Source organism: Aliivibrio sp. 1S175 (assembly GCF_001690985.1).
In the GTDB taxonomy this organism is placed as follows: domain Bacteria; phylum Pseudomonadota; class Gammaproteobacteria; order Enterobacterales; family Vibrionaceae; genus Aliivibrio.
Genome location: NZ_MAJS01000035.1, coordinates 78106 through 92794, shown reverse-complemented (window position 1 = coordinate 92794; position 14689 = coordinate 78106). Strand labels below are relative to the sequence as shown.

8 protein-coding genes and 1 tRNA gene are annotated in these 14689 nt (G+C 37.5%); 7 read left to right on the top strand and 2 right to left on the bottom strand.

Annotated features, from left to right (window positions below; all coding sequences use genetic code 11):
* Positions 1–194: 194 nt before the first annotated feature.
* The 5 genes from A6E06_RS11865 to A6E06_RS11845 all read left to right on the top strand — a co-directional run bounded on the left by A6E06_RS11865 (position 195) and on the right by A6E06_RS11845 (position 9827).
* Positions 195–1721 carry a Na+/H+ antiporter NhaC family protein gene (locus tag A6E06_RS11865; protein ID WP_065593519.1) on the top strand — a complete coding sequence of 509 codons (1527 nt, stop codon included), beginning with the start codon at positions 195–197 and terminating at the stop codon, positions 1719–1721.
* Positions 1722–1962: 241 nt separating this feature from the next.
* Positions 1963–3657 (top strand): hypothetical protein, encoded by a 1695-nt coding sequence (locus tag A6E06_RS11860; RefSeq protein WP_065593520.1) that lies wholly within the window; start codon positions 1963–1965, stop codon positions 3655–3657.
* 4 nt (positions 3658–3661) lie between these two features.
* A complete protein-coding gene (locus A6E06_RS11855) occupies positions 3662–4753 on the top strand; it encodes a YncE family protein (protein ID WP_065593521.1) in 1092 nt (363 codons plus the stop codon).
* On the top strand, positions 4753–9576 hold the full coding sequence (locus A6E06_RS11850; protein WP_065593522.1) for an OmpA family protein: 4824 nt from the start codon (positions 4753–4755) through the stop codon (positions 9574–9576). Before A6E06_RS11855 ends, A6E06_RS11850 begins: the two co-directional genes overlap by 1 nt.
* A 176-nt stretch (positions 9577–9752) precedes the next feature.
* Positions 9753–9827 (top strand) — tRNA-Gly (locus A6E06_RS11845).
* 421 nt (positions 9828–10248) lie between these two features.
* On the opposite strand, the gene A6E06_RS11840 is transcribed toward A6E06_RS11845, so the two are convergent.
* Entirely contained in the window at positions 10249–12123 is a 1875-nt protein-coding gene (locus A6E06_RS11840; protein ID WP_065593523.1) for a fructose-specific PTS transporter subunit EIIC, read from the bottom strand.
* A gap of 190 nt (positions 12124–12313) precedes the next feature.
* Between A6E06_RS11840 and A6E06_RS11835 the strand changes: the two genes are divergently transcribed.
* On the top strand, positions 12314–12613 hold the full coding sequence (locus A6E06_RS11835) for a PTS fructose transporter subunit IIB (protein WP_065593524.1): 300 nt from the start codon (positions 12314–12316) through the stop codon (positions 12611–12613).
* Complete coding sequence (locus tag A6E06_RS11830) at positions 12610–13395, top strand: PTS sugar transporter subunit IIA (RefSeq protein WP_065593525.1); 786 nt, start codon at positions 12610–12612, stop codon at positions 13393–13395. The genes A6E06_RS11835 and A6E06_RS11830 overlap by 4 nt, the downstream gene beginning before the upstream one ends.
* 66 nt (positions 13396–13461) lie before the next feature.
* Here A6E06_RS11830 and manA read toward each other — a convergent pair whose 3' ends face one another.
* Entirely contained in the window at positions 13462–14658 is a 1197-nt protein-coding gene (gene manA, locus A6E06_RS11825) for a mannose-6-phosphate isomerase, class I (RefSeq protein WP_065593526.1), read from the bottom strand.
* Between the last annotated feature and the right edge of the window lie 31 nt (positions 14659–14689).

Genomic DNA, 14689 nt, shown 5'->3' with positions numbered 1-14689 from the left:
AAATGATTTATTAGTGATATATCCTTATGTTAACGATGAGTGTTGATAAGATGCTAGGTTAATGTTTTGTATAAATAAGATTAATTTTTAAGATGATGTTTTTTAGTGTTTACATAATCAAAATAAGTATATATAGTCACAAATAGTGAATTTATATTTAATTTGTTTTATGCAGTAGCAAAAGGAATATCGTTATGGAACAGACAGACATTACCTCCCTTATCCCCATTGTAATTACACTTTTTATTTCTCTGACCACGAAAAATGTGGTCGTTGGTTTATTCGCGGGTGTACTTAGTGGTGTCGCCATGATTAATGGATTGTTCATTCATGGTGACCCTTTAGAAACGTTTGGTGTGATGATAAAAAGTTATATTTCGCCACAGTTAACGGACAGCTATAATGCTGGTGTTATCGTATTACTTGTTTTTATTGGTGGCTTTGTTGCATTGATGGAAAAATCAGGAGGAGGCTATGCATTTGCAGATAAGGTAACTACGTGGATTAAGAGTAAATTCCAAGCTCAAACATCAGCATGGCTGGGTGGAATAATCATTTTCTTTTCTGATCTAGGCACTCCTTTAATTGTCGGTCCCGTTTTTCGTCCTCTTTTCGACAAATTAAAAATATCTCGTCAAAAATTGGCTTTCATTATTGATTCAACGTCATCTCCTGTTGCTATTTTAATCCCTTTTATTGGATGGGGTGTTTATATCATGGGATTAATTCAAAAAGAGTTTACCGCGCTAAATGTTGAACTATCAGATTGGGATGCATTTATTGGCGCAATTCCATTTCAGTTCTATGCCATTTTAGCGATTGCGATAGTTCCTCTTGTTGCTTTTAAAAAACTGGATTTTGGTCCGATGGCAAAAGCAGAATATGCCGCTGAAAAAGGTAATATACACATTTCATCAGAAGCATCTAAAGAGATATTTACGCATAAAAATGCAAAAGCATCATTTGTATGGGCGCCATTGCTTGTTATGGGATTAGTATTAGGCTTTATGCTTGTGCCTTTAGGTTTCCCGTTTGAGAAAGTATCAGGTTCGGTATTTCGTTCTGCACTTTCAACTGCCTATTTCTTTGCGGCGGCGACGTTAATTTGTCTTATGGCTGTTTATAAAGTAAGAAATTGGTCGGAAGGCATTTCTGTCTATATGAAAGGCATGGGTAATATGATGCAAGTCGCGATTATCTTGATCCTTGCTTGGTCATTAAGCTCAGTTGGTAAAGAGTTAGGGACGGCAGCTTATATTGCAGAGCAAGCACAAAATGGTTTCCCTCATTGGTTAGTTCCTGCGGTTGCATTTTTATTAGCGGCAATCATTTCTTTTGCTACAGGATCGTCATGGGGAACGTTTGCCATCATGATGCCTTTAGTTATTTCAACAGCACTTGCTATTGATGCTCCATTATACGCGTGCATTGGTGCGGTGTTATCTGGTGGTTTATTTGGTGACCATTGTTCCCCGATATCTGAGACGACCATTTTATCGTCGACAGGGGCTGGGTGTGATCAGTTTGAGCATTTTAAAACTCAATTGCCTTATGCCTTATTAAACGGTGGAATTGCTTTAGTCAGTTTTGTTATTGCGGGTCTTATTGAGAATCCATTAATTTTTGTATTCGCTTTGGTAGCGCAAGTTACTTTGGTGTTTATATTCGCTAGATTAACATCTGTTAATATCACCAATGAAAATAAGGTTGTGACCAGTTAGACTAGGCCTTTTATATTATTGTAGTGAGTTGAACGGTCCTTTGTTGGGCCGTTTTTTGTTTTAAATAAAATAAGTAATTTTAAATGTAATTAAGAGGTTGGATACTTACAAAAACAAGAGACGTCGACCTAGGAAGTTAAGAGTGAAAGGGAATAGAGTTTGACTGAGGAACCTATTCATATTTATATAATAGGCAAATTTATTATTAGATACCTTCAATACATTGAATGTGGAGACACAGATGCTCTGCCAATTTAAACTGATCCCTGGCCGGTTACTTACAAAAAAAGAATTACAATATATTCTTACGCCTAATGAGCTACATGTTCACCTTAATCGCTTTACCAGTCTACAAGCTTTAAACGCTTCTTTGCCCATTAATCTACAACGCCATATTGCTACTTCTGATCCACAAGGACTTTCACGTGTGGTACGGAGTATTCGTCAATTAGTTGAGAGCGGAGAGTGGGTTGCATTATCTTTACTGAACCAACACCGAAGTATAGATGAATTACATCTAGCTAAAGGGACAGGTCTTCAACAACGCATTGATAAAGTTGTTAATCCCTCAATCACTGGGTCTCGTATAAAAGTAAAACCGACGTTACTCAATGTAAGCACCTCGGTCTCATCTATCATCCCAATGACAGAAAAAAAGAACGACGATAAAATCGTCATAGAGTTTGCGGGACAATGGCCAAATAACGCTGGTTCTATATCCATTTCAAAATTGAAAAACATAAATGAAAAGACATTAAAACCGAAAAAAGACAGTAAAAATGCACATAGGAGTTTAGTTGAGTTTACCTATTTGGATGACATAGACCGATCTTTATATTTGACGCTACCAAGTATGAACTCTGCTAAAGAGATAAACCTGTTACTGAGTGAATCATTATCCCCTGTTACCAAAGAAACAGAAATGGCAGAGTGGGATAATGTATTAGTGCCAGTGGTTCCAATGAAGAAACAAGGGGCGATGCACTCGTTATATCAAACTGGCTTCTTTTATGTCGTTTGGAAGGGGGAAGTATGGCGAGAAATTGCTGTTAATAAAAAAGGGTATTTTTGTGAATGTTACCGTCAAGAAGACAATAAAGAGTCGTCAAAATCTTATCATGTAAATATTACAGGTTCTGAATTTCTACCACATTCCAATGTTTCCTTTGAACGATTTGAATTGTATCAACAAGGGAAAAAAGTTTTTTCTGGTGAGCTTGATCTATGTGAACAAGCAAGAGTATTTGATTTAGGAGAAGAAGAGGTTACTTTAAAATTTGTAGATTTTGATTGCGATGACATACGCTTACCGACACATGAAAGTCCAGCAAAAGATGATGGCTCAAGTAGTACGAAACGAATAAGTCACCCAATGCCTCATATTTGGATACCTTATAAAATATTAGGTCAACAGCAAACCGATTGTTATGTCTATTATAGCCAAATATCATTGAATGAAAATGACATTAATGCACTAGAGGCTGATTATATTAATATCGCTGTATCCACTGATGAAATGTCTGTTTATAGCAAGCAGCAAGTATTTGAAGGGGATGGTATCTACAAGTTACCTATAGTTGATAATTCAGTTTTTGGTTCAGAATTAATCAATAAGCAAAGTGATAGCAACATTGCAGCAATCACTGTGATGCCACCAAAAAATCAAATCACATTACGTTACCGAATTTGCAGCACGACAGACCAACCTGATGATTTCTTTATGTTGAGAAATGAAGAGGAAGAATGGTCACAGAAAGTTTATTTCAGACAAGCAAAAGCCGATGATGAAGGTTTCTTAAATCTCCCGTTCTCTGGTTGGCCAAAAGGAGTTGAAGAGGTTGATATTATTCGCGGCGCAAGTGCTGACTTAGGGACAACAGAATACGAATTATCCGTTTTGAAAACAAAAATTAAAATTTCAGAATTAATAGGCTAGAACAATGAAAAAAATACTATTACTTGCATTATTTAGCATCACTTTAATGGGGTGCAATGACCCTGAAAGCGCCGCAGCAGAAGCGGCTCAATTAAAGGCTGAACAGCATCCAGATCGTACCTATGTGGGTGAGAATAACTATTACACAATGGAAAGCAGTGAACATGCGGCGTTTGGGCGAAAAAAAGAATTAAAAGTAATGTATCAAGACTTTCCACGTTACTTTGTTGAAAAAGCCAAAGAGTGGCCAAAAGAAGATCTTAATGACGCTAGCTCATACGATTTACCGCGTTTTCAATTTGCATGGGCGAACTCAAGCTCAAAAGATGAGTATGAAAGCGGGCTTAAAATTTGGAGCATGAAAACCGACGGAACAGATTTACGCTTGGTGACGGATGCAACCATAGATTTAACTGCGGTGCGAAATTTAACTCGTTCGCCAAATAATCGCTACGTCGCTTGGGCTGGCTCTGGTGGTCATAAAAGTGTGTATGATTTAAAAACAGGTAAAGTGACAGTTGTACAGAAGACTACCTCTCCACTTGATATGCTTTGGTCTGAGGAAAGCCGCTATTTGTATCATGAGAGATATCGTAATCGTTATTCTCGTTGGGATTCTGAGACTGGTGAAATTAGTGAGATTGATTTTGATATAGAAACTTCGGCAGTAAGCTATGGAGGTAATCGTATTGTAGTGTATCCATTTGGCGTTACTGTTTTTGATAGCATCACAAATGAAAAGAAGCTCTTAATCGATGTTGATGAGACTCTTCCCTTTAAAGAAGCACGAATGACAATTCGTTCTATTGATCCTACTGGTCGTTATGGTTGGGGATCTAATCCTTCTTTTGGGTTCTTTTTTGATATAGAAAAAGGAACTGTAAAACAGATGGTAGATGATTTTGTCCCTGCTCAAATTTTAGGTAAAGATGCACATTATAGTGCTCTGAGTAAAATGACTTATGTCACTATTGTTGATCGTCTCGAGGATAAAGTATGGTCATGGCGTGCTTTCTCACATGGTGCCATGTCTGGAGAAGGAATTCTTTATAATGGATTAGCTAACGATGGTTTGTGGTTTAAGGAGAGAAAATAATGTCTACTTTGACAACTTATGATCATGGAGTGTATCTGTTAGGAGCATATTTTGAATGGAAGCGTCGTGGACAAAGTGAATCATTTCCCGATTGGAATAAGGGGGTTTCATCTGATTTAACCGAGGCTAATGATTTACGCAATGTTCGCCCAATCCCTTTTACGCCTGTTTTGGTTCATGATACTGAAAAACCAGTATTATGGGGAACGAATAAAGACGGTTTATTATGTCAGTTGGGTTATTTTGATGAGAATACAGCCCCTGAATCCATAGCAAAAAAACAAACCTTTTTACGTCATAAGCAGGCATTAACGGTTAGTGAATTAAATTTAGATAAACCATATTCATTAATGTTTCCGCCATTAAATGTGATTGGACAACTGGCTGAAACACACACCAGCGTTAAAGCGTTAAACGATTCACTAAAAGATATTTATTCCAATAAATTAAAAACGGAAGAAAAATATTCTAAATTAATTGAATTTACTATCAGTAAAATCAAAGTTAGCCAGTTAGCTGAACCTTATAAAGATTTCGATAAACCGCTGACAGATGAACAGAATGATTACAATGCTTGGTATAACAAAATTATAGCGAGTGAAGTAACAGAAATTCAAGGCATTATTACTCCTGTTTTTCACTCGCTTGGGGTGGTGTTCAGCAGTGATTTGTATGTGGGGGCAGAGGTTTCTCTTATTCAAGTGAAATCAAAACAAGACAATTCAGGTGAAGCTGAGGATGTTTTGGCTACGAGTTTTATCACTAAGCCTAACCCTAACCAAGAAAAAACAGATGAAGCTAAAGCTACACTACCGAGCGTAGTGTTTAATTTTGATCCTACATTAATTGATGATGGTTATTTTTTACTGCGAACAAGCTTTTGGGTAAAAGACTATTTAGATAAGCAAAAAGAAATATTAGAAGAAGGAATAGACGCTATTTTTCCTGATTCAGTAAAGCAAGGGCAATTAAAATTTAAAGCGAATGATAAGCATCCAGAGAGTGGAAGGATACAAGACGTCTATACTTATGAGTTGCATGAAAAAGTCACTTTTAAACCAATAAGTGGTTTTGGTAAGTTGGCGATAGTGTGTGGTGATTTAATCTCGCTTGAAGAGTGTTTAATTTATCAGTATCCAACAGCATTACCTAGTTATTCTGATTTTATGACACAACAAGGAAATACAGTGGCGTTAAAAGGCACTGGTGTAGCCACGCTTGGTGTTGCATCCGCAGTGCAAAAGACTGCGCAATCTTACGCTCAAGGTTTTGCGACAAAAGGCATTGGTGTCTTTGGTGATTTATCTAGCCAACAAATTGCAACCAGTGTGGCAAAAAATATTTGGGGTAAATTAACCGTTGAGGGTGTTTTACCAGAGCCACTTACAGCAGGAGCGAGTTTCTTATTTGGATTGCAATCGGTCAAAGAAGCGCGTGATGCCTTTACTGATGCAGTTAAGCTCACAGAAAGAGTACAACGATTTAATTTAACAGCCGGGCAAACTTTAGAAAGGGCGGTGCGTAAAGGTTTTGCTAATAAGACGTTTATGCAGAATGCGCTAAAAGAGATAAAAGAAAACTTTCAAGAGCACGGGGCATCTGTTAGTACTCGAAACCTTGCGGCAAGTTGGTTTGAGGGAAGTGCCTATACAAAATTGGCTAAAGGCTTACCTATTATAGACAGTATTGGCAGTATGTATGATTTTTATCAACTAGTAGATAAACAAGGAAAGCTAGAGAAAAAATCGGATGAAGTACAAAAAGACTTTGATGGTGCAACTACTGATTATTTGCAAAAAATTGTGATGGTAAAAGCTGAGGCGGATTGGGCTAAGCAGCTTTCAGATGCCATTAAGATTTTGAATAATGACGGTAAGGAGCAAATAGCTCGTATTATTACGCAAGGTACTCGCGCGATTATTCATATTAACTTCAAATTTAATTCGTCGGAGTTACCAAATACAGGTACGACATTACGCAGTGATATTGATAAAGTTTGTGAGAAAATTGCTGAACTACTAAAAACACACCCAGACTATCGAATTCAAATCGATGGTCACGCAGGGCGAATCGGCAGTGATAAAGCGAATCAGACGATTGCTGAGGATCGCGCGAAGCAAATTGAACAGGTGATTTTAGATAAAGCGAAAGAAGATAAAACATTATCTGAGCGTATTATTACTTTGTCACATGGCAATACTCAACCAATAAGTGCAGACAGTGCTAAAGTCAATATGAGTGAAACGGGGGATGATTCAGCGTTAGCGGAAGATAGACGTGTTGAAATAAGCCTATTACCTCCAACCTACTCATTGGCTTTACCACCTAGCCGAACAGGTATGATTGACTTAGAGAAAGTTCGTCAAGCAAAACAGGCGATTGATGTTGGGTTAGATAATAATCAAAAAGAGCAAGTGTCAGCAGTATTCAACTCTTTAATGGGGGTGGCAATGTTAACGCCTATCGCCCCTGTCGCGGCTGGGGTTCTGTTGATAAAAGAGGGGGCTAGTATTGCGGACAGTGGGTTAAGCTTTTTAGATTCAATACTAACAGAAGGGGCTTACAAGGATTTTAAAGCCAAATATAAGAACGTTAATGAGCTAAACCAGTTAGGTAAAATTCACATTGAAGTTTTGCAACAGTATCGTGGGTTTAAGGTAAAAATCGAACAGCAGTTAACAAAAAAAGAAGAGGTAGAAGCGTTTCTAAAGGCGAATAAAACATCAGAAGAATTACAAAAACGTTTCTTACTTCGAGCTTTGGCGTTAAATGGTTTAATTGAATTGCTTGCCAGAATATCGCTAGGGAGCAGCTCAAATAGTGATTATAAAAAAGAACTCATAAGCGATCGAGTTCAAGACTACATAGAAACTTATATTCTTAATGATAATTGGGAAGCCCCTCAGTCGTCTTACAACACCATGGCTCAGAATTGGCTGAACCGAGTGAGAGATGATAAAACTGGCGCATCGCAAGCACGCTCTTTCTTTGTCGAATATGCCAATAAGAATAAGAAAGCAACGTTGGATGAAGCAACGAAACATTTAGTTAAACGAGCTAAAATTCAAGGTACGTTTAATACCGGGTTCCCTGTGCAAACCAGTTTGTATATGGATGACAAAGAGAATGGTTTTGTTGATTTTGCTAAGTTGTTTAACAATACCGCTCAAGATTTAAAATCAGATGATATTGGTTTTAGTCGTTTATTGGTACTTAACGATCGAGATGATGATAAATCATGGGTGCCTTATTCAAAGTGGAAAGAACCAGATAAAACAAACCGTATTACGCCATTTACTCGTGTTAAGTTACAAGTTGTATTAACCAAAGACGCTTCAGAAGATGCGAAGAAATTCTTTAAAGCAACATTAAGTTATGGTTGTGATCGTGGCTGGCTTGATGTTGATGGCCCTCAATATCAAGTCTTATTATCAGCAAAAGAGGTGTCTGATTTAACCGTATGTGGGTCATCAGATAAAGAACTTGCTTCATACTACACACAGCAGTTAGGCAATAACTATGATGCGGATAAAGAAGGAACACAAACGTTAACCGCTGTTGAATTTGAACCAACCTATTGGTTCGGTGAGTATGAAATCCCCGGTCTTAAACCTCTGTTTTCTGGTTATTGGTATGAAAATTTTGATACGTGGAAACAAGATGGTAAATACAAAGCTCTGTCGTATTTCTTTAAGCTAAATCAGCATAAAGTTTCGATAGAAAAACTGGACGTTGGTGGCGTACTTTACGATATGAGCAATATTCACTATGGCATAGATGACAACAATACCTATGGAAGAGTTGATACATCAACTAAACCGTTATATCTCTTCGATGGATTAGGTAATCAAAGTGCGGTAATTAATGAAGCTGATTTACTTGTTGAAAGTTTTGTTAAAGCTAATGAAGCCAGTAAAGGAACAGGTAAAAAGCCCTATATAGAAGGAAATATCACATCGCTTGCTTCATTAAACATAGGGAATAAATTTGAATGGTTTGATAAACAAAAGCCAATAAATTCTCGACAGTTTGATTGGAGTAAAGAGCAACCAACCTCGATTTATGTGGCCTTGTTAGCAGATAAAGATAACCGTGAAGATTACAAGAGTATTGGTTTCAATCTTGATAAGATCACAATGCAGCTAAAGTTAAGTATTGAAGAGCAACACTCAACATTTAAAAAGTCTAATTCAAAAGGACCAAGTTACTTTAGTTCTGTTTATCATGTGATGGACATTAATTATGAGCCTGAAAATATAGAGAAATATTCGAAAGGCAATACCTATAAAAATATAGACTCTACTTATGTTGAATTGGATGTTCAGACTGAAGATAAGCAAGCCTTTGTCGACTTTGCCTCTCAAGTATTCGAAAGAGTTAAAGGTGAACCACAGTCAATGCTGCATGTAGGAACGCGAACGAGAAAACTCTATATCATGAAGTTTGATTTGGATTATATGTCTCCAACAGGTAAAAAGGTCAAAGGATTAAGACCGTTTGGACCGATACTAGATGACGACACTGGTGAAATTTATTCTTCTGAATTACGTCTTTTTGGATTATACCAAGAAGGTATTGATAAAGGAGAGAGTAAATATGTTTCAGGTTCTCCATTAGCGATCGAACTACCAGACAGTGAGCGTTTTTATGGCAGTGATTTACCTTGGACTCAAGAGGGAAATAAATCAGCTAACTTAGACATATCAGCACAAGCTTATTGGAAAGAGTTGCCAAATAAGAGTGAGGATGCGCAGGAAAAATGGTTGAAAGATTGGATAAACAACGAGGCTGAAACCTTATCAGCGCCAAAAAGCAGTAGTTGAGAATAATGTTTTTCAAGAATAACCACCTGAAATAGGGTGGTTATTCATTTAGATGAAAGCTTGCATTAGTTAACTTTCTTAAAATATGCTTAAATAACGTGCAATCAAATAGTTAAGTGAAAAAAAAGCTTTACCTCTGCGCTCAGTGTGGCATTATCTATCTCGTTCGACGATGTGCGTACATCGTATAATGGCTATTACCTCAGCCTTCCAAGCTGATGATGCGGGTTCGATTCCCGCTGTACGCTCCAATCTCTTTTTATCCTCCCAAGAGATTGTTCCTGTTTTAACATTCCAATTTATCGAAAACGAAGCGCTTAGTGGCGTGTTTTGTCGTATCTGGCATTTGAGGATCTTTTGACCTTATTTATGATTAAATGATGCGGTGGCCAAATGGTGGCTAAATCGGTGTCTACGATGTCACTTTATCTATATAGCCTTAAGATCAATAGAAAAAATATTCAGCTGTAAGGATCGGTGCAGGTAGGGAGGATGTGATTCTGTGGGACTAGAATAAAAAATTATGGCGCTAATGGATACAATAAAGACACCAAATTACGATAGCTTGAAAGGGATGATTTAAATGGACCAATGATCTAAATCATTAGCCCATTATTAGAATGTTTAAATAGCCGTTATTTTATTTATTTTCGTGTTATTTATCTTAAATAGTTACCATTTCAACATGTTGGTTTTTAACAATATACAACTATTATACATTGCTTCTTTAGTACTAATATCTAGAGTGCGCTTGCCTTTAAATCGTAGTGGTTCTTTAATGGCAACATCATGTGCAAAAATAACCAGTTTTGCATTCTTAATATCAAGAGGGGTTATACGGTTATTAATTCCATCTGCACCTTGTGTTTCAACTTTTATTTTAATACCTAAGCTATGAGCCGCTTTTTCTAAACTCTTTGCGGCTAAAAAGGTATGAGCAACACCAGAAGGGCAGGCGGTTATCGCCAATACATCTGCCGTACCTTCCCCTTTCACAGAACAAAAATCAAGGTTTTGCTTTTGGGGATCATCGTCTTCGACAGCATTTTTCTTTAATGAGATAACAATAAGCGCCGTTGTTAATGCCCCCATTAGCGTTCCAATGACATAGCCAAACTTCCCATCAATGACAGGTAAAACAATCCATCCACCCCAAGGGGCGTGATTCAGTACATTAAACAAGAACCCAGTAATATTACCAATGATGCCACCCGCAACGATTGCAGGAATAACACGAGCGGGATCTGATGCAGCAAAAGGAATAGCACCTTCAGTGATGCCAATCATCCCCATAATACCTGCGGCTTTACCTGCTTCGCGTTCTTCTCGTTTGAATTTCTTAGGGGATAAGAAAGTGGCAAGTGCCATCCCCAAAGGAGGAGTACAAATAGCAATGCCTACACCTCCCATAAGCCAAGGTTGAGTATTTACTTGAGTCTGAGCAAATAGAGTTGCGACTTTATTAATAGGGCCACCCATATCAAATGCGGTCATTGCGCCAAGAATTGCGCCAAGAACGATTTTTCCTGACCCTGCCATGCTAGCCAGCCATTCATTTAATAGTGTCATTGTCATGGCGATTGGTGCACCAATGACCCAGGAGACAGCAGAGCAAGTGAGAAAAGTACCGATAAGAGGGTAGATAAAAATACAGCCCAGTGATTTCATACTGGTAGGAAGCTTAATTTTCTTTAGAGCCCGAACAACAAAGCCTGCAAAAAAACCGATGATGATGGCACCCAAAAAACCTGTATTATAGTGCTGAACAGCGAACCAAGAACCGATCATTCCTGGGGCTAATCCGGGTTTATCTGCAATGGAGTACGCAATATAACCACCCAGTACAGCGGTAAATAATGTTAACCCTGCAATTCCCATTTGAGCTATATCTGCCAATATACCTTCTGTAGGTATTGCACCATGACCTGACATCATCACTGAGAGAGATAACAGCACACCACCTGCAACAATGAATGGGATCATGTGTGAGGTACCAAACAATAGGTGTTCTTTAGCTCTTCCTAATCGACGTTGTACGTTGCTTTTTTCTTGTTGAGGTAGAGGCGCTTCACTTGGTGTGTATTCTTTTTCTAATTTAATAATATCAGTAAAAAGAGATAACGCTTCTGCTTCTGTAGACACAGATTTAAGTTTTTCGGTAAAGCCATCCTCAATAAGACGACTGGATATTTGAGCTAAAACTTCAATATGATGAGTGTCATCGCCATCAGGAGAAGCGAGCATAAAGAAGATATCAGATGGCTCACCATCTTCTGCGCCATAATCAATACCATGACGGCTAATACCTACAGCGACAGCGGGGGTTATAACGGCAGAACTTTTGGCGTGTGGAATAGCGATACCGTCTTCAAAACCAGTATTACCAATGTCTTCTCTTGCCCATACATCTAATAAAAACTGTTTTTTATCAGACAGTTTACCGGCGTCATCTAAAATTTGAACCATCTCTTCAAGAATACTTTCTTTTGAGGAGGACTTTAAGTCTAAGCAAATGACATCGGTATTGATAAGAGAATGAATGTTCATGAATTACTCGTTATTGCTAATTTTATAGTTACTACTATTAATGTAAGTAAATATACGGTTTTAAAATACAGCATAAAAAAGGCTTTTACTGGATTTTTGTACCCTTAGTTGAAAAGTGTGATTCTGGTCGTTATGCATTGATATAAAGCATTTTATTATAGAGTGAGTTTGTATTTTTTAAGAGTAAATCATGAAAATTGTTGCAGTAACTGCGTGTCCTACTGGCATTGCTCATACCTATATGGCAGCTGATGTATTAATGAAAGCAGCAGCAAAATATGGTGTGTCTATTAAAGTTGAGACACAAGGTGCTATGGGTATTGAAAGCGAATTAACGACGGCAGATATTATTAATGCAGATGTTGTTATTATCGCGTCCGATATTGAAATAGCAAATAAAGGACGCTTTGTTGGGATCAATACAAAACAGTACAGTATTGAGTTAGTATTAACGGATGTAGACCAAATTTTATCCAAGCATCTTCTATGATTGAACCCGTAACAAATGATTATCGGATTACCTTTTTCGTAAAGCAAACTGGCTTGCCTCCTCAGTTGGCAAGTCAGTTAACTCGTTTAGCAAAGAAATTCAAATGCTTGGTTTATATTGACAATATTACAAGAGATCGCAGTTCTGATGTATCAAGTTCTCTTGGGCTTTTAAAGCTCGCCTTAACAGAAGGTGATTTTTGTCAGTTAGTGACTGTAGGGGTAGATGCTGAATGGGCTAATTTTGTATTAACGGATTTACTTTCTGTTGGATTTGATTTTATTGCCTCGGATAAATTATGTGATTTCTCAGAAGCCATATTGAACAAACATCCTAGGCTAACCCCAAAATGTGATATTGATTTTCATTACGTAAAAGCGCAAACACGCCTTTCTAAGTTTGAAATATTAAAAGGACTTTCGCTATTAATTTGCCCTAAAGAAACGGATGAATTATTGCTGCTGTTCATTAAACGTGAAGAACGTTCCTCAACAGCCATGGCGAAACAGATCGCTTTACCTCATGTTATTACGTCTTTAGTTGATAAACCGACGATAGCGATTATCCGTAGTGATTACTCTATTGATTGGGCTTCTAAAATGGGAGACGTAAATTTAATTATTGCGTTGGTTTTACCAGATAATCCAACAAGAGATATGATCATAAGTGCGACTCAGCTTACGCGTAGTATGTTATCGACAGATTTTAGTCAACGATTAGTCGGTACAAGACAACCAATGGGCTTACAAGCCTTATTATTGTATTCAATGTGTAAAGAATAAAAAAATAGCCAACGAAAGGAGTCACTCGTCAGCTATTAGGGGATTTATTAACGATTATTGGCGTTCTTAGTTAAATGCTCTTGCTACTTTTCCGAGGCTTTGTAATGTGTATTTGCTTGTGTAAGCGGGTACAAAGATAGAATGGCCTTTTGGAACGCAAACGGATTCACCAGAGGTGTGATTAACGGTCATATCTTCATCAATCGCAAATAAGATTTCTGCACTTTGTGTTGTTAAAGGCAGTTCAGATTTTGGCGTTAAGACTGAAAATTTAAAATCATCAACAGGGATTGGGTAATTCATCCCACCATCAATATCAATAGGTTGCATTAATAAAGCCGATTTTGGAATGCTATTAAACTCAGTACATGACATCAATTCATCAATATCCATGTATTTTGGTGTTAATCCTGCTCGTAATACATTGTCAGAATTCGCCATTATCTCAAGACCGGTACCATTAATGTAAGCGTGAGGGGTACAAGCTTTTAAATACATCGCCTCACCAGGTTGTAAAGTAATAACATTAAGCATTAATGGAGTAAATAAACCAATGTCATTTGGGTATTGCTCTGACAAATCTTGTATTTGAACGAATAAGCCTTCTGAACTGCGAGTTGCGTAATCAACCAATTCGGTGACGGCGATTTCTTTTGTCTCGCCTTCTAAAGAAAGCATCTCTTTGAAGAATTGTTTTAGTCCCTTTGCATTCGGTTCTTGTGCGAAAGCGTCAACAAGGTAAGAAATAGAAGGTAATGCCATTTGAGTAAATAATGAAATGATTTCTTCATATTCTCTAAACCCGTTCATCGCTTTGTACGTTGTTAATGCATAAACTAATTCAGGTTTGTGATTATTGTCTTTGTAGTTACGGTTAAAGGCACTTAATTCAATGCCTGCTTTTTCTTCTTTTTCATAGCCATCAACGGCTTGTTGTTTGTTCGGGTGAACTTGAATCGACAGTGCTTTTTCTGCGGCCAATACTTTAAACAGATATGGCAGTTCACCAAAGTTTTGTGCTGTAGGTGAAGATAAAAAAGCCTCTTTATCTTCATTAATTAAATCAGACAATAAAATGGACTCTCCATTAATAGTGACAAGCGAACAACCATTTGGATGTGCCCCCATCCATAACTCCGCCTGAGGTTTTCCTGTTGTATTCTTAATATCAAAAAGCATTTCGATAGAGGTATGACTGCCCCAAGCATAATCTTGAATTACGTTATTCATAGGGTAGAAAAAGTGTTTTTTACATGTGTTCATAATCGACTCGTATAATATTAGGGGGGTGACA

Bases quoted from the DNA above. Each gene is read 5' to 3' on its own strand.
- A6E06_RS11860 (WP_065593520.1), top strand. From the start codon at position 1,963: ATGCTCTGCCAATTTAAACTGATCCCTGGCCGGTTACTTACAAAAAAA.
- A6E06_RS11835 (WP_065593524.1), top strand. From the start codon at position 12,314: ATGAAAATTGTTGCAGTAACTGCGTGTCCTACTGGCATTGCTCATACC.
- manA (WP_065593526.1), bottom strand. From the start codon at position 14,658: ATGAACACATGTAAAAAACACTTTTTCTACCCTATGAATAACGTAATT.
- A6E06_RS11840 (WP_065593523.1), bottom strand. From the start codon at position 12,123: ATGAACATTCATTCTCTTATCAATACCGATGTCATTTGCTTAGACTTA.
- A6E06_RS11830 (WP_065593525.1), top strand. From the start codon at position 12,610: ATGATTGAACCCGTAACAAATGATTATCGGATTACCTTTTTCGTAAAG.
- A6E06_RS11865 (WP_065593519.1), top strand. From the start codon at position 195: ATGGAACAGACAGACATTACCTCCCTTATCCCCATTGTAATTACACTT.
- A6E06_RS11850 (WP_065593522.1), top strand. From the start codon at position 4,753: ATGTCTACTTTGACAACTTATGATCATGGAGTGTATCTGTTAGGAGCA.
- A6E06_RS11855 (WP_065593521.1), top strand. From the start codon at position 3,662: ATGAAAAAAATACTATTACTTGCATTATTTAGCATCACTTTAATGGGG.